Raw genomic sequence first — 20,303 nt, 5'->3', positions numbered from 1 at the left:
CCTGCCGGCCGTCACCGGGTAAGGGGCGCTACGGCCTTCCCCGCCGCCCGCGGAGGTTCTCCGCGACGGGCTTCAGGGCCTTGGAGAGTTCCGCCAGGGCCTCGGGGGACAGGAGATCGATGAAGTGTCGCCGCACGGAGTCCACGTGGTGCGGTGCGACCTTCTGCATGGTCTCCAGGCCGTGATCGGTCAGGACCGCGTACAGACCGCGGCGGTCGGACTCGCAGTTCTCCCGGCGCACCAGATCGGCGTTCTCCATGCGGGTGATCTGGTGCGAGAGCCGGCTCTTGGACTGGAGGGTGGCGGAGGCGAGGTCGCTCATGCGCATCCGGACGCCCTCCGACTCGGAGAGGTTCACCAGGATCTCGTAGTCGTTCATGGTCAGTCCGAACGGCTGAAGATCCTTCTCGAGCTGGTACGTCAACAGCCTGTTGACCTCCAGATGGGTGCGCCAGGCGCACTGCTCCGCTTGGGTCAGCCAGCGCGTGGCCGTTTCGGTCTCCATAAATGAAGTCTACCTAAAATGTTGAAAGGCGAACTAGTACGGGCGGTGTGACGGTGCGCACGCGTTCGATGTCACACTCCGCAGACTACCGCTCACAGCCCGAAGCGACGCTGGAGGTCGCCCAGCTGTCCGGGAAGGCGCGGTGCGCCGGACGGCGTGCCGTGGCCCCCGTGCCCACCTGGGACGCCGCCCGCGCCGGGCACTCCGGGCTCGTGCGGAACCGCCCCCGTGGCCTGCTCGGCCATCAGGGTCTCGGTCGACTGCAGCAGCACCGTCCCGGCGCCGACGAACTCGAACTGGTGCTCCTCCCCGGAGGCGCCGCCGAGGCCCGTCAGCGCACGTAGACCGCCCATCACGCCGGTCATGTACCCGTGGTCGTAGTGATGGCACGGGGAGGGGCAGTCGGCCCAGCCGACGAGTGCCTGAGGGTCCACCCGGAGCGGGGGCTCCATGAACACCACCGGCCCGTTGGATGCGGCCACGAACTTTCCGGTTCCGATGAGGGTGAGGAATCCCGGCACGATCGACTGCTTGAGGGACAGACTTGGCTGAAAAGCGAGCAGATTGCCCGAGCGAATGGTCAGGTTGCCGTCTTCGAGGTCGTAGGAATTCACATCGAAGGCCCGGTCGGCGAGGAGCATCTTGCCCGAGCCGTCCGCCACGACCCAGTCGCTCGCGTGCAGAGGCGAATGGAAGGAAGTGCGCACCAGCCGGTCCAGCCGGCCGTGTCCGACGCCGTTGAAGTCGATCGACCCGTAGTAGGCGATCATCTTCCCCTTCTGCAGGAACCACTGGCTCCCCTTGAGCTCCACGCAGAAGGTGTAGCTGTTCACGTTGTCGTCGACCGGCAGGGTCGTGGGGTCGTGCACCGTCGGGCCGCCGCCCGGAGCCCCGTACATGCTCACAGCTTCTCCTCCGACGCCTGGACGAACACCGCACCGCTGCCGCTCAGCTCGAGCTGGAAGCCCTCGCCGGAACCGCGGCCCACCATGTCCCGCCAGCCGAGCGCCGTCGACAGCTTGTTGCGGACGTCGCCGTGGTGGGCGACGTAGGCCTGGGGGTCGACGTGGACCGGCCGCTGCGGGGTGATCGGGACCTCGAACACCCCGCCGTGGGCCATCACGGCGACGGCCCCGTGGCCCTTGAGGGTGGTGGTGAACAGCCCCTGCCCGCTGATCTGGCCGCGGACCATGCCCATGACGCCGCCCTGCGAGCCCAGGAACATGGTGCCCTGCTGGAGGGTGCCCTCGAAGGCGAGCAGACGGTCCGCCTCGACGCACAGCGTGTCGCCGCCGAGCCGGATGACCTGGACGTGGTGCCCGCCGTGCCCGAACAGGACCGTGCCGTTGCCCTCGACGGTCATCAGCGGCGTGTCCTCGTTCGCGAGCCGCCGGCCGATCATGGACATCACCCCGCCCTGTCCGCCCTGGACGTTCGGGGTGAAGGACACCTCGCCGCGGTAGGCCAGCATGGCCCCGCGCTGGCTGAAGAGCCGGGCGCCGGGGACGACGGTCGCCTCGATCATCTTGGAGTTGATCTCACGGAAGGTCATCTCACACGTCCCCCGCGATCGTGTTGCGCTCGCTCGGCTGGACGTACACCAGGCCGTCCCCCTCGAAGCGGATCTGGAAGGCCTCGCCGCCGCCCTCGCCCAGGAACGTGCGGAACGTCACCCCCGACTGGAAGGACTGCCGGACGTTGCCCTGGTGCGCGACATAGGCGCCCGGGTCGACGGTGAGCGGGTACTGCGGGCTGACGCGCAGCACCACGGCCGGCCCGTCCGACGTGATCGCCGCCTGGCCGGTGCCCTCGACGGTCGTCGTGAACAGCCCGTTGCCCTGGGTCGCGCCGCGCACCCCGGTGAAGCTGGTGCCGGTGCGCAGGCCGGCGTCGGTCGCGAGCAGGTTGCTCGACTCGACGAACAGCTTGTCGCCCCGGAGCTGCACGAGGTTGATCTCGGAGGCACGGTCGGCGAACCAGCAGGTGCCCTGCCCCCTCACCTCCATCACGGTCATCTGCTCGCCGGTGAGCCGCCGGGTCACCATGCCCCGGATGCCCTCACCGCCGCCGCTGAGCTTCTTGAAGGCCATCTGCCCGTCGTACGCGACCATCGAGCCGTTCTTCGCCTTCACGGCGTCGCCGGTCATGTCGACGGCGAGCACCTTGCTGCCTTGGAGTCGAAACATCGCCACGGGGCGAAGGTATCGGCCGGACGGGTGCGCCGAACAGCACCCGGAGGTGGAGCAAGACCCTGAACGCACCCTTAGGGGGACCGTTTGCCACAATGGACGAACGCTTGTGCGTCCATTCACAAACCGCCCTGCTCATCGCCGTACCCACCCGAAGGTGACCCCGTGGACCTGAAGACCGCCTCCGCCCTCCGCCGCCTGCGCCTGGTCTCCGCCCCGGAGGCCGTGTCGTTCCTCCTGCTGCTGGTCTGCTCGGTGCTGAAGCGGACCACGGACTTCGACGCCGTGCGAGTGATGGGCTGGGTCCACGCCGGTTTCTTCATCGTGTACCTGCTCTTCTGGGCCGACGCCTGGAACCGCACGAAGTGGTCCCTGAAGACCGCGGCCCTCTACTTCGTCCTCGCGGTCCTGCCGACCGGCGGATTCTTCGCCGAGCGCCGACTGCGCCGTGAGTCGGTGGACGCGGTCATCGCCTCCCGCGCCCGCAAGGAAGGCGTCGTGAACGCATGATCGTCGCCTTCTCCATCACCCCGTTGGGTGTCGGCGAGGACGTCGGCGAGTACGTCGCCGACGCCGTTCGGGTGGTCCGCGATTCCGGCCTGCCGAACCGCACCGACGCCATGTTCACCTCCGTCGAGGGCGAGTGGGACGAGGTGATGGACGTCGTCCGGCGGGCCGTCGCCGCCGTCGAGGCGCGCGCCCCGCGCGTCTCCCTCGTCCTGAAGGCGGACATCCGCCCCGGCGTGACGGACGGACTCACCTCGAAGGTGGCGACCGTGGAGCGGCATCTCGCGCCGTGACCGTCCCGGACGCCCGTCCGGTCGGTCCCCCGAACGGGTGCGGATCGGCGGCGGTCCGGCCTGCGCCGCTTGACTAATGTCTCCCCGGTCGATCATGTTCCGCGCGTCGGCGCGGCGTCGAAGGGGAGTGTGCGGTGGCAGGGCGGCGCGGGCCGGACCAACCGGGCAGGGCGATCACGGCGTTCCTCCTGGCGGTGACACTGGCCGCGGCCTGCGTGGGCCAGGCGCCCCGGACGCCCTCCTGCCCGCCCGCCCGGGGCGAGCTCACCGTCGACGACCTGCCCGCCGGCTCGTCGGTGCTCGACTGCCCCGCGGTCGGACGCGTGATCACCCACGACGGCGCGGGCCTTGCGGTGCCGGAACCCGGCACGACGGTCAGCGTCGACGCCCTCACCGCGGACGGGTCGGCGCACGGCTTCACCCTGACGGTCGCCGCCGACGGCACCGTCTCCTACGCCTACGAGGCGGCCCGCACCGAGGCCGTCCGGGGCGGCCGCGCCGACGCCCCCGCCCCCTGCGCCGACGCCGCCTACGCCACCGCGGGCCGCAAGGAGTACGGCACGTACGAATGGTTCCTCGGCGACGGTCGCCTGCCCGGCGGGATCTCCCGAGCCGAGGCCCGGCGGGCCTTCGAGGACGCCGTCGCCACCATCACCGCCAGCCGCAACGACTGCGGTCTCGACGACCGGGTCGCCGCGAAGGCCCGCTATCTGGCGACCACCTCCAGCAAGGCCGACATCGACCGGGAGACCCGCTGCATGCGCCCCGACGGCCTGAGCGTCTGGGACACGGGCGACCTCGGCGGCGACGCCGTCGCCACCACCTGTTCCTGGAGCCGCCCGGCGCCCGGCGGGGGGCCGGAGGAGCTGCTCGAGGCCGACGTCCGCTTCAACACCCACGACTACGCGTTCACCGACGACCCGTCCGGCGCCTGCACGCGCGCGTACGACCTCCGCAGCGTCGCCACGCACGAGGCCGGGCACGTGTTCGGCCTGGGCCACTCCGGCCCCGGACACGAGAACCTCACCATGTTCGCGAGCTCGTTCGCCTGCTCCACCAGCGCCCGCACCCTCGGCAAGGGCGACGTCCTCGGCCTGCGCAGCCTCTACTGAGCGTCGCCCGACACCAGCGCGATGCCCAGCGGCGTCCGCTCGTACAGCACCTGGTGGCCGTAGCGGCGGGACACCAGCAGCCCGGCCTCGCGCAGCACGCCCAGATGCGCGGAGACCGACGACGGGGCGAGCCCGAGGCGGTGCGCCAGGGCCGACGTGCTCGCCGGGTCGTCGAGCGCGCCGAGCACGGCGGCCCGCCCCCGCCCGAGCAGCCGCACGAGCGCGTCGGGCAGGCGTTGCGCGCGGTCGGCGGGGTCGCTCCACAGGCCCGCGATGCCCCGCGCCGGGTAGACCAGCGTGGGCTGCCAGGGCGGGTCGAAGCCGCTCACCACGTCCGGCCACGAGAACACGCTCGGCATCAGCACCAGCCCCTGGCCGCCGAGATGCCGCTCGTGCTCGCCGTTCGAGGCGACGGTCAGCGTGCCGGCCCGCCAGCCGCACCGGCGGTTGATCTCCGGCAGCAGCCCACCGAGGCCCACCTCGGCCAGCCGACGGGAGTGGAAGACGACGTCCGCCTCCAGCAGGGCGCGCAGCCGGGGCCAGTCCGGCGCGAGCAGGGTGCGCCAGATCTCCTCCAGCACGTCGGCGAGCTCCCGGATCATCCGTTCCGGATCCGCCAGCCAGGCCCGCCCCTGCGGCGACTCCAGTGCGCCCGGGGTGTCCGCCAGCGAACGGGCGGTGTCCTCGCGGGCCGCACGCGGGTCCGCGGCCCGCACGGCGGCTATCTCCTCCTCGAACCCGGCCGCGGGTCCCAGCGGCGGCGGACACAGCCAGTCGGGGGAGTGGCCCCGGCGCGGCATGACGAGCCAGAGACCGGTCAGGTCGAGCGCCCCGGCCGCCGTGCGGATCCGGCGCAGCCAGGGCGTGTGGTAGCCGTGCCGGTCGGGCCGCTTGAGCGTGCGCGCGGCCTCCTGCGTCTCCCACAGCGGGGACACCGCGAAGCGGCAGCGCAGGAAGTCCTCCTCCCCGAAGTGCAGACGCGAGGACACGCACCCCTCCCCTCACTCGCCCGGCGGACATTCGGCCCTGGCCGAAACTCTAGGATGTCCGCCCGCACCCCAGCACGCTGCCCTGCATGTCAGACGTCACGACGGCCGCCGCCGAGGCCCCGCCCACCGGATACCTCCGGGTCTTCGCCGTCCGCGAGTTCCGGGCCGTCTTCGCCGCCCACCTGCTGTCCATGCTCGGCGTCATCGTCGCCGAGATCGCGCTCTCCGTCCTCGTCTACGACCTGACGGGCTCACCCCTGCTCAGCGCCCTGGCCTGGGCCCTCGGCTTCCTGCCCTACGTCGTCGGCGGCACCCTGCTGGCCGGCGTCGCCGACCGTTTCCCGGCCCGGCGCGTCCTGGTCGGCTGCGACCTGGTGTGCGCGGCGTGCGTGCTCCCCATGGCGGCCCCGGGCGCGCACCTCGCCGTTCTGCTCGCCCTGCGCTGCTGCCTCGCCGTGGTCTCGCCGATCTTCGCCGGCACCCGCATGGCGACCCTCGCGGACATCCTGGGCGACGGCGACCTGTTCGTCCTCGGCCGCTCCCTGCTGCGCATCACCGCGCAGAGCGCCCTGCTCGTCGGCTTCGGGCTCGGCGGCGTGCTGCTCACGGTCGCCTCCCCGCGCCAGGCCCTCCTCCTCACCGTCGCCACCTTCCTCGCCTCCGCCGCGCTGCTGCGCCTCGGCACCCGCAGCCGCCCGGCCCGTGCGCGGACCGGCGGGGCGCTGGTCGCCGACTCCCTCAAAGGCGCGCGGCAGGTCCTCGCCGACCGGCGCACCCGGGCGCTGCTGCTGCTCTTCTGGGTGCCGCCGGCGTTCGCCGTGGCCCCCGAGGCGCTGTCCGCGCCGTACGCCGACGACCTCGGCGTCGGCTCCGTCGGCCTGGGCCTGCTGATGTGCGCGCTGCCGGTCGGCACGGTCGCCGGCGAGCTGTACGCCGGAGCCCGGCTGCGCCCCGCCGCCCGCGAACGGATCGCCCTCCCGCTGGCCTGCGTCACCCTGCTGCCCTACCTCGGCTACGTCTTCCGCCCCGGCCTCGCCGTCTCGCTGCTCCTGCTGGTCGTGGCCGGGGCCGGGTCGGCGTACACCCTCGGCCTCGACCAGTGGATCGTCCGGGACGTCCCGAAGGAGCTCCGCGGGCGGGCCATGACGCTGCTCACCGCCGGACTGATGACCTTCCAGGGCGTCGGCATGGCGCTCGCGGGGGCCGCCGCCGAGCTGGCGGGGGTGGCGTGGACCGTCACGGGGGCGGGCGTGCTGGGGGTGCTGTGCTGCGTCCTCACGGCCCGGGAGGTCCGGAGGACCGAAACGCGAGACGGGGCTGACCACGATGTGACCGGCCGGTAAGGTCTGGAGGCGTGCCGAAACCGCTCAGCCTCGCCTTCGATCCCATCGCCCGCGCCGACGAGCTCTGGAAGCAGCGCTGGGGGAACGTGCCGTCCATGGCCGCGATCACCTCGATCATGCGCGCGCACCAGATCCTGCTCGCCGAGGTGGACGCGGTGGTCAAGCCCTACGGCCTGACGTTCGCGCGGTACGAGGCGCTGGTGCTGCTCACCTTCTCCAAGGAGGGCGAGCTGACCATGTCGAAGATCGGCGAGCGGCTCCAGGTGCACCCCACCTCGGTGACGAACACCGTGGACCGGCTGGTGCGGTCGGGTCTGGTGGACAAGCGCCCCAACCCCAACGACGGCCGCGGCACGCTCGCCGTGATCACCGGCAAGGGCCGCGAGGTCGTCGAGGCGGCCACCCGCGACCTGATGGCCATGGACTTCGGGCTCGGGGTGTACGACGCGGAGGAGTGCGGGGAGATCTTCGCGATGCTGCGGCCCCTGCGGGTCGCCGCGCACGACTTCGACGAGGGCTGAACCGCCGCCCCGGCCGCGCCTTCGACCGGCCGTGGGCCGGACGCGCCGGGAGCGCCGACCCGGGGCAAGATCTCCCGGAACGGGTCGTTACGCTCGTCGGCATGAAGAAGAGCGTGCTGACCCGCTACCGCGTCCTGGCCTATGTCACCGGTGTGCTGCTGGTCCTGCTGTGCCTGGGCGTCATCGCCAAGTACATCCTGGACGTCGACGGGGCCGCGGACTTCACCCGCGTCGTCGGATTCGCGCACGGCTGGCTCTACGTCCTCTACCTCGTCTTCGCCTTCGACCTGGGCTCCAAGGCGAAGTGGCCGGTCGGCAAGCTGCTGTGGGTGCTGCTGGCCGGGACCGTCCCGACGGCCGCCTTCTTCGTGGAGCGCAGGATCAGCCGCGAGCTGGCCCCGGCGGCCGCGTTCGGGGACGCGGCGGTCATCAAGGCGTAGCCCCCGCGCACGGCTCCGCGGCCGCACGGCTCTCTCCGTGCGCAGACGCGGCCAGGCGTGCGTCCGGGGCCGCCCGGGAACACCCGCACCGGACGTCTCTGCCTGCAGCTGTCGACATTTACTTGGACGTCCTAGTAAATTCGAAGCATGGACGCTGACGTCATCGAGGAGGGCCGCCGTCGCTGGCAGGCCCGGTACGACGCTTCGCGCAAGCGTGAGGCCGACTTCACCACGCTCTCGGGAGACCCGGTGGAGCCGGTGTACGGGCCGCGGGCCGGTGACACCTACGAGGGCTTCGAGCGGATCGGCTGGCCGGGGGAGTACCCCTTCACGCGCGGCCTGTATCCCACCGGCTACCGCGGGCGCACGTGGACCATCCGGCAGTTCGCCGGGTTCGGCAACGCCGAGCAGACCAACGAGCGCTACAAGATGATCCTGGCCAACGGCGGGGGCGGCCTCTCCGTCGCCTTCGACATGCCGACCCTCATGGGCCGCGACTCCGACGACCGCCGCTCGCTGGGCGAGGTCGGCCACTGCGGCGTCGCCATCGACTCCGCCGCCGACATGGAGGTCCTGTTCAAGGACATCCCGCTGGGCGAGGTCACCACGTCGATGACGATCAGCGGGCCCGCCGTGCCCGTCTTCTGCATGTACCTGGTCGCCGCCGAACGCCAGGGCGTCGACCCCGGCGTCCTCAACGGCACGCTGCAGACGGACATCTTCAAGGAGTACATCGCCCAGAAGGAGTGGCTCTTCCCGCCCGAGCCGCACCTGCGACTCATCGGCGACCTGATGGAGTACTGCGCGGCCGGCATCCCCGCCTACAAGCCGCTGTCCGTCTCCGGCTACCACATCCGCGAGGCCGGCGCGACGGCCGCGCAGGAGCTCGCCTACACGCTGGCGGACGGCTTCGGGTACGTGGAACTGGGGCTCAGCCGTGGGCTGGACGTCGACGTGTTCGCGCCCGGGCTGTCCTTCTTCTTCGACGCGCACCTCGACTTCTTCGAGGAGATCGCCAAGTTCCGCGCGGCGCGCAGGATCTGGGCGCGCTGGATGCGGGACGTCTACGGGGCGAGGTCCGAGAAGGCGCAGTGGCTGCGCTTCCACACCCAGACCGCCGGCGTCTCGCTGACCGCCCAGCAGCCGTACAACAACGTGGTGCGCACGGCCGTCGAGGCGCTCGCGGCGGTGCTCGGCGGCACCAACTCGCTGCACACCAACGCCCTCGACGAGACCCTCGCGCTGCCGAGCGAGCAGGCGGCCGAGATCGCGCTGCGCACCCAGCAGGTGCTCATGGAGGAGACCGGCGTCGCCAACGTGGCGGACCCGCTGGGCGGTTCGTGGTTCGTCGAGCAGTTGACGGACCGGATCGAGGCCGACGCCGAGAAGATCTTCGAGCAGATCAGGGAGCGCGGGCTGCGGGCGCATCCCGACGGACGGCACCCGATCGGTCCGATCACCTCCGGCATCCTGCGGGGCATCGAGGACGGCTGGTTCACCGGGGAGATCGCGGAGTCGGCCTTCCAGTACCAGCAGGCCCTGGAGAAGGGGGACAAGCGGGTCGTCGGCGTCAACGCGCACACCGGCTCGGTGACCGGGGACCTGGAGATCCTGCGGGTCAGCCACGAGGTGGAGCGGGAGCAGGTGCGGGCCCTGGGGGCCCGCAGGGCCGCCCGGGACGAGCAGGCCGTGCGGAGCGCCCTCGCGGCGATGCTGACGGCCGCCCGCGACGGGGCCAACATGATCGGTCCCATGCTGGACGCGGTGCGCGCCGAGGCCACCCTGGGCGAGATCTGCGACGTGCTGCGGGACGAGTGGGGCGTGTACACGGAGCCGCCCGGCTTCTGAGCGGCATGGGCGGCACCGGCGCCACCGGGGCGGTGCCGGACCGGCCGACGGTCCGGCGCCGCCCCGTCCTCATGCCCCCGGGCGGCAGACGTCGGCCGTCCCCGGCGCGGGGGCTGCCGTCAGGTCCCGGCCTGCCGGGAGGCCGACGTCAGGCCCAGCAGCAGGACTCGGGTGAAGTCGTGCACCCATTCCTCGTCCGCAGGTTCCGCGCTGACCAGAGTGCGGTGCACCACCGCGCCCGCCACCACGTCGAAGATGAGGTCGACGGTGCGCGCGGCTTCGGCCGGGTCGGACTCCGGGGGGAGTTCACCGCGCGCCTGCGCCCGGGAGCGGCCCTCCAGGACCAGTTCTTTCTGCGGGTCGACGATGGAGGCGCGGATGCGCTCGCGCAGAGCGTCGTCGCGGGTGGACTCGGCGACGACCGCCATCAGGCCGCTCTTGGCCTCAGGCCGCGCCAGGATCGCCGCGAACTGCAGGACCACGCCCTCGATGTCGGCGGCGAGGCTGCCGCGGTCGGGGAGTTCGAGCTCGTCGAACAGTTCCGCGACCGCGTCGACGACCAGTTCGTTCTTGCCGGCCCAGCGGCGGTAGAGCGTCGTCTTGGCGACGCCGGCGCGTGTCGCCACGTCGCCCAGGGTCAGTTTCGACCAGCCCAGTTCGACCAGGGCCGCACGCGTCGCGGCCAGGATCGCGGCGTCCGCGGCGGCGCTGCGCGGGCGGCCCGCGCGGACGGCGGGCGTGCGGCTCTGCATTCTCCGACCATAACCGCAGGTTTTTCCGCTGCGTCCGTGAGGCAGATCACTGGAGGGCACTTGGTGCGAGGGCACTCGGTGCCATTACGCTACGACTCGTAGCGAAAGCTCGCGACGGACGTACGCGAGCCGGACCCGGCACGGCGCGGGGTGGGGACCCGAGCGCCCGTGTCCGGGATGTTCGGGAGTATTCGGATCGCTTTTCACGCAGGCGCGCGGACGGGGGAGGATAGACGCATGCAGCCACGGAACATGTCCATGAGCGGAGTCGTCGACCTCGCCGCGGTGAAGGCGGCCCAGGAGGCCAAGGCCAAGGCGGAGCAGACGCGCGCCGAAGCGGCACGGCAGGGCGGCGCGGGAGCCGTCTCCCCGGCCGACCTCGTGATCGACGTCGACGAGGCGGGGTTCGAGCAGGAGGTCCTGCAGCGGTCCGCCGAGGTGCCCGTCGTCATCGACTTCTGGGCCGAGTGGTGTCAGCCGTGCAAACAGCTGAGCCCCGTCCTGGAGCGACTCGCCGTCGAGTACGCCGGCCGCTTCCTGCTCGCCAAGATCGACGTCGACGCCAACCAGATGCTGATGCAGCAGTTCGGGGTACAGGGCATTCCGGCCGTGTTCGCCGTCGTCGCCGGGCAGGCGCTGCCGCTCTTCCAGGGCGCGGCCGGCGAGGCGCAGATCCGTCAGACCCTCGACCAGCTGGTGCAGGTCGCCGAGCAGCGGTTCGGGCTGACCGGCCTGACCGTCGACCCCGACGCCGAGCCGGGCGACGCCCAGGCGGCCCCGGCCGAGCCCGTCGGGCCGTACGACGCCCTCCTCGAAGCCGCCGTGCAGGCGCTGGACGCGGGCGACTTCGGCGGCGCCGTGCAGGCCTACAAGAACGTGCTGGCCGACGACCCCGGTAACCCCGAGGCCCAACTCGGCCTCGCCCAGGCCGAGTTGCTCCAGCGGGTCGGCGGCATGGATCCGCAGCAGGTGCGCAAGGACGCGGCCGAACGTCCTGGGGACGTGACGGCCCAGATCGCCGCGGCCGACCTGGACCTGGTGGGCGGTCATGTCGAGGACGCCTTCGGCAGGCTCATCGACACGGTGCGTCGCACGGCCGGCGACGACCGGGACGCCGCGCGGGTGCGGTTGCTCGAACTGTTCGACGTGGTCGGCCCCGACGACCCGCGGGTGGCGGCGGCGCGGCGGGCGCTGGCGCGCGCGCTGTTCTGACCCGACCGGCCCCGGTTCTGACCAGTCGCTAAACGTCAGGGCCGATGGTGCCGGAGTGAAAATTTCGTCGAAGTGGTTCCCCAGCGGCCGCGCTTTACCAAATCTTGGTAATCGCGGCCGCTGTTACTAGGAGTAAGGCCAGGCCGCCGGTCTGTCTGTTTCTGTCCACCGGTCAATAGTTTTGTCCTGGGCATGAAGGACACCCTGCGTTGCCGGTCGAGACCTACGGGTCGTTGTTCGGTTATCCGGCCGTTACTAGCCAGTAACGAACCCCCTTGTGCGGGCGGCGAGAATGCAACAGGATCGGCCACGCTCGGTCCAATCCCGTACCCCGACAGCCGGTTGGGCGAACGGGTTCTCCTGGGTCCCCACCGAGCAGGTCCGGCGACAGTGACGTCGGCCCTCGGACAGGGGGGTCTTCGCCGAGGCGGAGCCTGTCCGGCAAGGTTGTGCGTGATGCGTGTCAGGCGCGACCAGTGGTTGTCGCTCGGGGGTGATCGCCGGTGATCGGTGCGCGGTTCGCGCCTCCGGAACAGGCGCTCCCCTTCCCGAGGACGTAGCACTTCTCCCATCCCTGGCCGGCTGACTCGCCCTCATCGGAGGCGAGCCGGAGCCAGGAGATGTACGTCCGAGAAGGAGGAAATATGGAGTCCCAGGTGCGTGGCGGGACCAGATGGAAGCGCTTCGCTGTGGTCATGGTGCCCAGCGTCGCCGCCACGGCGTGTATAGGTGTCGCCCTCGCGCAGGGTGCACTGGCCGCGTCGTTCAGTGTTTCGGGGCAGTCGTTCAAGGTCACCGCCGACAAGCTCGTCGGTACCGGCTTCGCGCAGTACGGAGCCATCGACTCGGGGTACAACCTCGACGGCAGCAAGACTGCTCACGCGGTCGCGGTCTCGTCCTTCACCAAGGCCGAGATCACGAACATGTGCCAGTCCGTGGTCACGCCCAACATCCCGCTGCTCGGCTCGGTGAGCCTGACGCTGAAGGCGGGCGGCGGCAGCAAGCCGGTCGAGGCCGACAACCTCTACATCGACGTCGAGGACCTCAGCGCCGACGCGACGTTCGAGAACATCCGGATCGGCGTCGCCGGCAAGGACCTCAAGGGTCCCGGCATCAAGAGCGGTGACGCCGCCAACCCGTTCGGCTTCGGTCAGGACGCCGACAAGGCCACCCTGACCGACGTGAAGCAGACGGCGTGGGCCACCACCGCCGGAACCTTCAAGCTCAGCGGCCTGAAGATGTCGCTGTCGTCGGGCGTCAAGGAGTGCTACTAAGCACTCTCTGACGGGCGGGGGGGCCGGTGGCGCCCCCGCCCGTCCAGTCTGAAGCCCGGGGCTTCACCAGTCGTACGACTCACCACCACAGCAAAGCCGCACCAGGGAGCTGTTTTCCATGAGCGCCGAGACCCCTGACGCCCCCGGCCAGTTCACCCGCCGGAGGGAGCAGTTCCGCGCCTGGCGGGGGACCAGGCCGTTCTGGGCGGGCCTGTTCGTCCTTCTCGCCGGCTTCCCCATCGCCTACTTCCCCTACGCCCACCTCCAGGTGGGCCACCTGACTCTGGCGATGGCGACCACGGCGGGCGCGGGGTCGCTGATCATCGGCGTCCTGCTGGGCGTGCTGGGCATCAGTCTGTGGTTCCAGAAGCACGTACAGGTCTTCGCGGGCGTCGCGGCGATCCTGCTCGGCCTGGTGTCCATCCCGGTGTCCAACCTCGGCGGCTTCCTCATCGGCTTCTTCTTCGCGCTGATCGGCGGAGCGATGGCCGTGTCGTGGGCGCCCGGCACGCCGCCCGCGCCCGCTGCGGGCCCGGAGTCCGCGGACGCCGGCGGAGCTCCCGAAGGCGCGTTCCCCGAGGGCCCCGCGAAGACGGGCGACCTCACCGCCAACCCGTACAGCACGGGCCCGGACCGGACCGGCGGGCCGTCCTTCACGAAGGACGCCGACGGACCGGGCGAGCCGCACGACCTGCACGACCTGCACGATCTGTCAGGAACGAGCCCGGCGAACGGGGCGAACGGGAGGCACAGTGCCGGCTGACGAGGTTTCCACCGGGAGCGATGTGGACGCTGCCCGCGTGAGAAGCACCGGGCCGCGGCACGCGGCACCCAAGAAGCCGCTGATCACCAGGTTCCACATGCCGGCCGGCAAGGCGATAGCCCTGGCGGCCATGCCGACGGCGGTTCTGATGGGGATGGGCTTCACGCCCACCCTCGCCAACGCCGAGGGCCAGCCGGCGTCCAAGAGCCTCACGATCGACGAGTACAAGGACTGCGTGGCGGCCCTGGAGGAGACGGACGCCTCCGCGTCGGCCTCGCCCTCGCCGTCCGCCTCCGCGAGCGAGTCCGCCGACGACTCCGAGGGCGACGCGAAGGACGACTCCAAGGACGATTCCAAGGACGACTCCTCGGGCGGCTCCAAGGACGACTCGAAGGACACGGCGGGCGACTCCGGCAAGGGCGGCTCCGCTTCGTCGGATTCAGGTTCCGACGACGCGGCGACCCCCTCCCCGTCGGCGTCCTCCGCCCCCGAGAAGTCCGCGACGTCCGCCGACACCACGACGACGACCCCGACGGACACCGAGACGGGCAAGAACGTCCTGGAGACCATCGGCGACGCCATCACGGGCCTGTTCGACGGCAAGGACTCCGACGCGACGACCGAGGCGGACCCCTCGCCGTCGGCCTCCCCCGCGGCCGGCGACTCGGCGTCGGGCTCCGGCTCCAAGGACACCTCCGGCTCGGGCTCGTCCGGCACGGACTCGTCGTCCGGCAAGGCCTCCTCCGGCAAGACTTCCTCGGGAACGTCCAAGGACACCGCCGACGCCGTCACCGACAAGGCGAAGGACGCCGCCGAGGACGCCGCCGACAAGGCGGGGAAGACGGCGAAGGACGCCAAGGACACCGCCGCCGACGCCACGGCCTCGCCGAGCGCCTCCAAGGACGCCACCGCGAAGGCCGACGACTGTCCCGTCGCCACCGACGACGAGGGCGGGGTCGACAACGGGAAGGTCGCGCTGCCCGACGACCCCTGGTTCCTGAACGCGAGTTCGCTGCTGCTCAAGGGCGCCGACTACCAGGGCGTCGTGAAGGTGAAGACGGCCAACGGCACGGTCAAGGAAGTGCTGAAGTACGTCATCTCCGGCGGCACCGACATCGGCGACCTGCACCAGACGGTGAAGGACAAGCAGTCCGGCAAGACGTACCACGTGCAGGCCGGCAAGGGCACGACGTCCACCATCCGCGACGGCGACACGATCATGTACACGGAGAGCATCTCCGGGAACCTGTTCGGCCTGATACCGGTGACGTTCAGCCCGAAGAGCCCGCCGCCGCTGAACATCCCGCTGATCTATTTCACCAACGCGAAGGTCCAGCAGGCCGGCCAGTTCGGCGGCACGCTGCACGTCCCCGGACTGCACCAGTTCACGACCGCCGGCTGAGCCGAGCGCAGCGCGAGCCCACCAGCCCGTCCGGGAGCCGCACAAACGCCTGAGGGCGCCCCCTGTGTCACAGGAGGCGCCCTCAGGCGCGTACAGGGCCCTTCAGGGGCCGCTGGCCGCTCAGTCGCGGGAGCCGCCGCCGAGGTGGTGGACCCGGAGCATGTTGGTGGTGCCGGGGACACCGGGGGGCGAGCCGGCGGTGATGATGACGACGTCGCCCGGGTTGAAGCGGTTGATCTTGGCGATCTGCTGGTCGACCATGTCCACCATCTCGTCCGTGGTGTTCACGAACGGCACGACGTGCGACTCGACGCCCCAGCTGAGCGTCAGCTGGTTGCGGGTGTCCTCGTCGGTGGTGAAGGCGATGATCGGCTGGGTCGCGCGGTAGCGCGAGAGCCGGCGGGCGGTGTCGCCGGACTGGGTGAACGCCACCAGGCCCCGGCCGCCGAGGAAGTCGGAGATCTCGCACGCGGCGCGCGCGATCGAACCGCCCTGCGTGCGCGGCTTCTTGCCCGGCACGAGCGGCTGCAGACCCTTGCTCAGCAGCTCCTGCTCGGCCGCGGTGACGATCTTCGACATCGTCTTCACGGTCTCGATCGGATACGCGCCCACGCTCGACTCGGCCGACAGCATGACCGCGTCCGCGCCGTCCAGGATGGCGTTGGCCACGTCGGAGGCCTCGGCGCGGGTCGGGCGGGAGTTGGTGATCATCGACTCCATCATCTGGGTCGCCACGATCACCGGCTTGGCGTTGCGCCGGCACAGCTCGATCAGGCGCTTCTGCACCATGGGGACCCGCTCCAGCGGGTACTCGACGGCGAGGTCGCCACGGGCGACCATCACACCGTCGAACGCCATCACGACGTCCTCCATGTTCTCCACCGCCTGCGGCTTCTCCACCTTGGCGATGACGGGGACCCGGCGGCCCTCCTCGTCCATGACGCGGTGGACGTCGGCGACGTCCTTGGCGTCCCGGACGAAGGACAGCGCGACCAGGTCCGCGCCCATGCGCAGCGCGAACCGCAGGTCCTCGATGTCCTTCTCGCTCAGCGCGGGCACGTTGACGGCCGTGCCGGGCAGGTTGATGCCCTTGTGGTCGGAGATGACCCCGCCCTCGATGACGATCGTCCGCACCCGCGGGCCCTCGACGTCGAGGACCTTGAGTTCGACGTTGCCGTCGTTGATGAGGACCTGGTCGCCGCGCGAGACGTCGCCGGGCAGGCCCTTGTAGGTCGTGCCGCAGATCGTCTTGTCGCCGGGGACGTCGTCGGTGGTGATGGTGAACTCGTCACCCCGCACCAGCTCGACGGGGCCCTCGGCGAAGGTCTCGAGGCGGATCTTGGGGCCCTGGAGGTCGGCGAGGACGCCGATGGCCCGGCCGGTCTCCTTGGCGGCGGCACGGACACGGTCGTACCGGCCCTGGTGCTCGGCGTGGGAGCCGTGGCTGAAGTTGAAACGGGCCACGTTCATGCCGGCCTCGATCAGCGACACGAGCATTTCGTGGGAGTCGACCGCGGGGCCGAGAGTACAGACGATTTTCGAACGGCGCATGAGGCGATCCTATCGGTTTGTTTCGCAACGGAATATTCCGTCTGGCGGAAGATACAAATGAGAAGGAGCGTGCTCAGTTGCTTTACTGCTCAGTTGCACACGGCAGAGCCACAAATGATTACCGCTTCACCAGTGCGTAGGTCTGTGTCGCGATCTCCAGTTCCTCGTCCGTCGGCACCACGGCGACCGCCACCCGCGCGCCGGCGGGCGAGATCAGCCGCGGCTCGTCGCCGCGCACCGCGTTCAGCTCGTCGTCCACCGCCAGGCCCAGGGAACCCAGGCCCGCGAGCGCCGCCTCCCGCACCGGCGCCGCGTTCTCCCCGACCCCGGCGGTGAACGCCACCGCGTCCACGTGCCCGAGCACGGCGTAATAGGCGCCGATGTACTTCTTCAGCCGGTGAATGTAGATGTCGAACGCGAGCTTCGCCCGCTCGTCGCCCTCGTCGACCCGCCGGCGGATCTCCCGCATGTCGTTGTCCCCGCACAGCCCGACGAGACCGCTCTTCTTGTTGAGAAGAGCATCGATTTCGTCGATGGACATTCCACCGACGCGAGCCAAATGGAAGATGACGGCCGGGTCGACGTCTCCTGAGCGAGTGCCCATGACGAGACCTTCCAAGGGGGTCAGCCCCATCGAGGTGTCCACGCAGCGGCCCCTCTCGACGGCCGACGCCGACGCCCCGTTGCCGAGGTGCAGCACGATGACGTTCACCTCCTCGGGGGACCTGCCCAGCAGCTTCGCCGTCGCCCGGGAGACGTACGCGTGCGACGTCCCGTGGAAGCCGTAGCGCCGCACCCGGTGCGCGTCGGCGGTCTCGACGTCGATCGCGTAGCGGGCCGCCGACTCCGGCATCGTCGTGTGGAAGGCGGTGTCGAACACGGCGACCTGCGGCAGGTCGGGCCGCAGGGCCGTCGCCGTGCGGATGCCGGTCAGGTTCGCCGGGTTGTGCAGCGGTGCGACCGGGATCAGCCGCTCGATCTCGGCGAGCACGGCGTCGTCGACCACGGTCGGCCGGGTGAAGTGCCTCCCGCCGTGCACGACCCGGTGCCCGATCGCGGCGAGCTCGGGGGAGTCCAGCCCGAGGCCGTCCCTGGCCAGCTCCTCCGCGACGGCCTTCAGCGCCGCGTCGTGGTCGGCGAACGGCCCGCTCTGCTCACGGGTCCCGCCGCCGGCGGCGAGCGGCGAGTGCTTCAGCCGGGAGGTCCGCTCGCCGATGCGCTCGACGAGCCCGCTCGCCAAGCGGCTGCTGTCCCGCATGTCGAGCAGCTGGTACTTCACCGACGAGGAGCCGGAGTTGAGGACGAGGACACGGGTTGCGCTCACAGGTCGGTCGCCTTGTCGCTGGAGGTCGGGGCGGATGCCCTGCCGGTCTGGGACGGGATCTGGGCCTGGATGGCCGTGATGGCGACGGTGTTGACGATGTCCTGGACGAGAGCGCCCCGGGACAGGTCGTTCACCGGCTTGCGCAGCCCCTGCAGCACCGGCCCCACCGCGATCGCGCCGGCCGAACGCTGCACGGCCTTGTAGGTGTTGTTGCCGGTGTTGAGGTCCGGGAAGATCAGCACGCTCGCCTGGCCGGCGACTTCGGAACCCGGCAGCTTCGTGGCGGCGACGGTCGGCTCGACCGCGGCGTCGTACTGGATGGGCCCCTCGATCTTCAGGTCGGGACGCCGCTCGCGCACCAGCTCCGTGGCCTCCCGCACCTTGTCGACGTCCGCGCCCGAGCCGGAGGTGCCGGTGGAGTACGACAGCATCGCGATCCGCGGCTCCACCCCGAACTGAGCGGCGGTGGCGGCCGCCTGGACGGCGATGTCGGCGAGCTGCTCGGCGTCCGGATCGGGGTTCACCGCGCAGTCGCCGTAGACCAGGACCTTGTCGGCGAGGCACATGAAGAACACCGACGACACGATGTCGGCGTCCGGCTTGGTCTTGATGATCTCGAACGCCGGCCGGATGGTGGCCGCCGTCGAGTGCACGGACCCGGAGACCATGCCGTCGGCGAGGCCCTCCTGCACCATGAGCGTGCCGAAGTAGTTCACGTCGGAGACGACGTCGTAGGCCAGCTCGACGGTGACGCCCCGATGGGCGCGCAGCGCGGCGTACTTCTCGGCGAACGCGTCCCGCAGCTCGCTGGTCGCCGGGTCGACGAGCCGGCAGTCGCCGAGGTCGATGCCCAGGTCGGCGGCCTTCTTGCGGATCTGGTCCACCGGCCCGAGCAGGGTGAGGTCGCACACGCCGCGGCGCAGCAGCACCTCGGCCGCGTGCAGCACCCGCTCCTCGGTCCCCTCCGGCAGCACGACCCGGCGCTTGTCGGAGCGGGCCTGTTCGAGGAGCTTGTGCTCGAACATCATCGGCGTGACGCGGTCGGTGCTGGGCGCGGAGACGCGCCGGAGCAGATCGCCCGTGTCCACGTGCCGTTCGAACAGCCCCAGCGCGGTCTCCGCCTTACGCGGCGTGGCCGCGTTCAGCTTGCCCTCGAGGGAGAACAGCTGCTCGGCGGTGAGGAAGCTGTTGCCCGGCACCGAGACGACCGGAGTGCCGGGGGCGAGGCGGGCGGCGAGCGTCAGGATCTGTCCCGTCGGCACCTCGCCCAGGGTGAGCAGCAGACCGGCGATCGGCGGGGTGCCGGCGCTGTGCGCGGCAAGCGAGCCGATCACCAGGTCCGCACGGTCCCCCGGGGTGACGACCAGACAGCCCGGGGTCAGCGCCTCGAGGAAGTTCGGCAGCATCGCCCCGCCGAAGACGAAGTCGAGGGCGTCGCGGGCCAGCCCGGAGTCGTCGCCGAGGAGCACCGTCGCGCCGAGGGCGTGACTGATCTGCGAGACGGTCGGCGCGGAGAGCGCGGGCTCGTCGGGCAGCACGTAGCACGGCACGGGCACCCGGGTGGCGAGCCGGGAGGCGATCTCGTCCCGGTCCTCCCGGTCGACCCGGTTGGTCACCATGGCGAGGACGTCGCAGCCGAGGCCCTGGTACGCCCGGTAGGCGTTGCGGGTCTCGGCGAGCACGGACTCCACCGTCTGTTTGCGGCCGCCGACGACCGGGATCACGGACGCGCCGAACTCGTTGGCCAGGCGCGCGTTGAGGGCGAGTTCGTCCGGGAACTGGGTGTCGGCGTAGTCGGTGCCCAGCACGAGGACGACGTCGTAGGCGCGGGCGACGCGGTGGAAGCGCTCCACGAGGGTGGAGACCAGTTCGTCCGCGCCCTGCTCCGCCTGGAGGGCGGACGCCTCGTGGTAGTCCATGCCGTAGACCGTGGCCGGATCCTGCGCCAGGCGGTAGCGCGCACGCAGCAGTTCGAAGAGCCGGTCGGGCCCGTCGTGGACGAGGGGACGGAACACGCCCACCCGGTCGACCTGCCGGGTCAGGAGCTCCATGACCCCCAGTTCGACGACCTGGCGGCCGTCGCCGCGGTCGATACCGGTCACGTACACGCTGCGGGTCACGCCAGCTCTCCGTTTCGTTCCGGGACACAAAAATCGCCCACCTAGGTGAGCAGATCCCTCTTGACAATACCCCCGGCCGTGGTTAAGGCGCCCGTCAAGAGACAGCGCGCTCGGCGGCGTGAAACAATCGGATCCGGCTCACCGGCAACGACAGCGAG

20 protein-coding genes are annotated in these 20,303 nt (G+C 70.9%); 11 read left to right on the top strand and 9 right to left on the bottom strand.

From position 1 onward, the window contains the following. Positions 1–28 precede the first annotated feature (28 nt). From ACN6LD_RS18225 to ACN6LD_RS18210, 4 genes are all read right to left on the bottom strand, one after another. The gene (locus tag ACN6LD_RS18225) at positions 29–505 is read right to left on the bottom strand and encodes a MarR family winged helix-turn-helix transcriptional regulator (RefSeq protein WP_057583983.1); all 477 of its coding nucleotides are present in this window, start codon (positions 503–505) and stop codon (positions 29–31) included. 92 nt (positions 506–597) lie between these two features. Continuing rightward, a complete protein-coding gene (locus ACN6LD_RS18220; RefSeq protein WP_319192565.1) occupies positions 598–1,404 on the bottom strand; it encodes an AIM24 family protein in 807 nt (268 codons plus the stop codon). A 2-nt stretch (positions 1,405–1,406) separates the two neighbouring features. Beyond that, positions 1,407–2,057 (bottom strand): AIM24 family protein, encoded by a 651-nt coding sequence (locus ACN6LD_RS18215; protein WP_057583981.1) that lies wholly within the window; start codon positions 2,055–2,057, stop codon positions 1,407–1,409. Between the two features lies 1 nt (position 2,058). Next, complete coding sequence (locus tag ACN6LD_RS18210; RefSeq protein WP_057584720.1) at positions 2,059–2,691, bottom strand: AIM24 family protein; 633 nt, start codon at positions 2,689–2,691, stop codon at positions 2,059–2,061. Between the two features lie 168 nt (positions 2,692–2,859). On the opposite strand from ACN6LD_RS18210, the gene ACN6LD_RS18205 reads away from it, so the two are divergent. From ACN6LD_RS18205 to ACN6LD_RS18195, 3 genes are all read left to right on the top strand, one after another. Further along, positions 2,860–3,204, top strand: a complete 345-nt coding sequence (locus tag ACN6LD_RS18205; RefSeq protein ID WP_445043744.1) for a DUF3817 domain-containing protein — start codon at positions 2,860–2,862, stop codon at positions 3,202–3,204. Further along, on the top strand, positions 3,201–3,494 hold the full coding sequence (locus tag ACN6LD_RS18200) for an MTH1187 family thiamine-binding protein (RefSeq protein ID WP_319192560.1): 294 nt from the start codon (positions 3,201–3,203) through the stop codon (positions 3,492–3,494). Before ACN6LD_RS18205 ends, ACN6LD_RS18200 begins: the two co-directional genes overlap by 4 nt. Positions 3,495–3,628: 134 nt before the next feature. After that, a complete protein-coding gene (locus ACN6LD_RS18195; RefSeq protein WP_445043743.1) occupies positions 3,629–4,606 on the top strand; it encodes a matrixin family metalloprotease in 978 nt (325 codons plus the stop codon). Here ACN6LD_RS18195 and ACN6LD_RS18190 read toward each other — a convergent pair. Next, positions 4,600–5,595 carry an ArsR/SmtB family transcription factor gene (locus ACN6LD_RS18190; protein WP_319192563.1) on the bottom strand — a complete coding sequence of 332 codons (996 nt, stop codon included), beginning with the start codon at positions 5,593–5,595 and terminating at the stop codon, positions 4,600–4,602. The two genes, ACN6LD_RS18195 and ACN6LD_RS18190, sit on opposite strands and share 7 nt — an antisense overlap. Before the next feature lie 86 nt (positions 5,596–5,681). Between ACN6LD_RS18190 and ACN6LD_RS18185 the strand changes: the two genes are divergently transcribed. From ACN6LD_RS18185 to ACN6LD_RS18170, 4 genes are all read left to right on the top strand, one after another. Next, on the top strand, positions 5,682–6,938 hold the full coding sequence (locus ACN6LD_RS18185; RefSeq protein WP_445043742.1) for an MFS transporter: 1,257 nt from the start codon (positions 5,682–5,684) through the stop codon (positions 6,936–6,938). Between the two features lie 11 nt (positions 6,939–6,949). Beyond that, a complete protein-coding gene (locus ACN6LD_RS18180; RefSeq protein ID WP_319194991.1) occupies positions 6,950–7,459 on the top strand; it encodes a MarR family winged helix-turn-helix transcriptional regulator in 510 nt (169 codons plus the stop codon). Between the two features lie 101 nt (positions 7,460–7,560). Then, positions 7,561–7,899: a DUF3817 domain-containing protein gene (locus tag ACN6LD_RS18175; protein WP_319194993.1), complete on the top strand. Its 339-nt coding sequence runs from the start codon at positions 7,561–7,563 to the stop codon at positions 7,897–7,899. Between the two features lie 147 nt (positions 7,900–8,046). Continuing rightward, positions 8,047–9,747: an acyl-CoA mutase large subunit family protein gene (locus tag ACN6LD_RS18170; protein ID WP_319194995.1), complete on the top strand. Its 1,701-nt coding sequence runs from the start codon at positions 8,047–8,049 to the stop codon at positions 9,745–9,747. Positions 9,748–9,866: 119 nt separating this feature from the next. Here ACN6LD_RS18170 and ACN6LD_RS18165 read toward each other — a convergent pair whose 3' ends face one another. Then, on the bottom strand, positions 9,867–10,499 hold the full coding sequence (locus ACN6LD_RS18165; protein ID WP_319194996.1) for a TetR/AcrR family transcriptional regulator: 633 nt from the start codon (positions 10,497–10,499) through the stop codon (positions 9,867–9,869). Between the two features lie 237 nt (positions 10,500–10,736). Here ACN6LD_RS18165 and ACN6LD_RS18160 point away from each other — a divergent pair, with 237 nt between their 5' ends. The 4 genes from ACN6LD_RS18160 (at position 10,737) to ACN6LD_RS18145 (ending at position 15,150) form a co-directional block, all read left to right on the top strand. Further along, positions 10,737–11,711: a tetratricopeptide repeat protein gene (locus ACN6LD_RS18160; protein ID WP_319194998.1), complete on the top strand. Its 975-nt coding sequence runs from the start codon at positions 10,737–10,739 to the stop codon at positions 11,709–11,711. A gap of 644 nt (positions 11,712–12,355) precedes the next feature. Continuing rightward, positions 12,356–12,985: a DUF6230 family protein gene (locus ACN6LD_RS18155; protein ID WP_319195000.1), complete on the top strand. Its 630-nt coding sequence runs from the start codon at positions 12,356–12,358 to the stop codon at positions 12,983–12,985. Between the two features lie 118 nt (positions 12,986–13,103). Next, complete coding sequence (locus tag ACN6LD_RS18150) at positions 13,104–13,748, top strand: DUF6114 domain-containing protein (RefSeq protein ID WP_319195001.1); 645 nt, start codon at positions 13,104–13,106, stop codon at positions 13,746–13,748. Then, positions 13,738–15,150, top strand: coding sequence for a hypothetical protein (locus ACN6LD_RS18145; RefSeq protein ID WP_445043741.1), 1,413 nt, complete (start codon positions 13,738–13,740; stop codon positions 15,148–15,150). Before ACN6LD_RS18150 ends, ACN6LD_RS18145 begins: the two co-directional genes overlap by 11 nt. 120 nt (positions 15,151–15,270) lie before the next feature. Here the strand turns inward: ACN6LD_RS18145 and pyk are convergent, their stop codons facing one another. The 3 genes from pyk to pta form a co-directional block, all read right to left on the bottom strand. Beyond that, positions 15,271–16,701 carry a pyruvate kinase gene (gene pyk, locus ACN6LD_RS18140; protein ID WP_319195005.1) on the bottom strand — a complete coding sequence of 477 codons (1,431 nt, stop codon included), beginning with the start codon at positions 16,699–16,701 and terminating at the stop codon, positions 15,271–15,273. Positions 16,702–16,819: 118 nt separating this feature from the next. Then, on the bottom strand, positions 16,820–18,025 hold the full coding sequence (locus tag ACN6LD_RS18135) for an acetate kinase (RefSeq protein WP_319195007.1): 1,206 nt from the start codon (positions 18,023–18,025) through the stop codon (positions 16,820–16,822). Further along, the gene (pta, locus tag ACN6LD_RS18130) at positions 18,022–20,145 is read right to left on the bottom strand and encodes a phosphate acetyltransferase (protein ID WP_319195008.1); all 2,124 of its coding nucleotides are present in this window, start codon (positions 20,143–20,145) and stop codon (positions 18,022–18,024) included. Before pta ends, ACN6LD_RS18135 begins: the two co-directional genes overlap by 4 nt. Positions 20,146–20,303 lie beyond the last annotated feature (158 nt).

The organism is Streptomyces sp. SAS_272, assembly GCF_052543235.1.
Note: the sequence above shows the minus strand (reverse complement) of the source record. Positions and strands in the feature narration are given on the sequence as shown.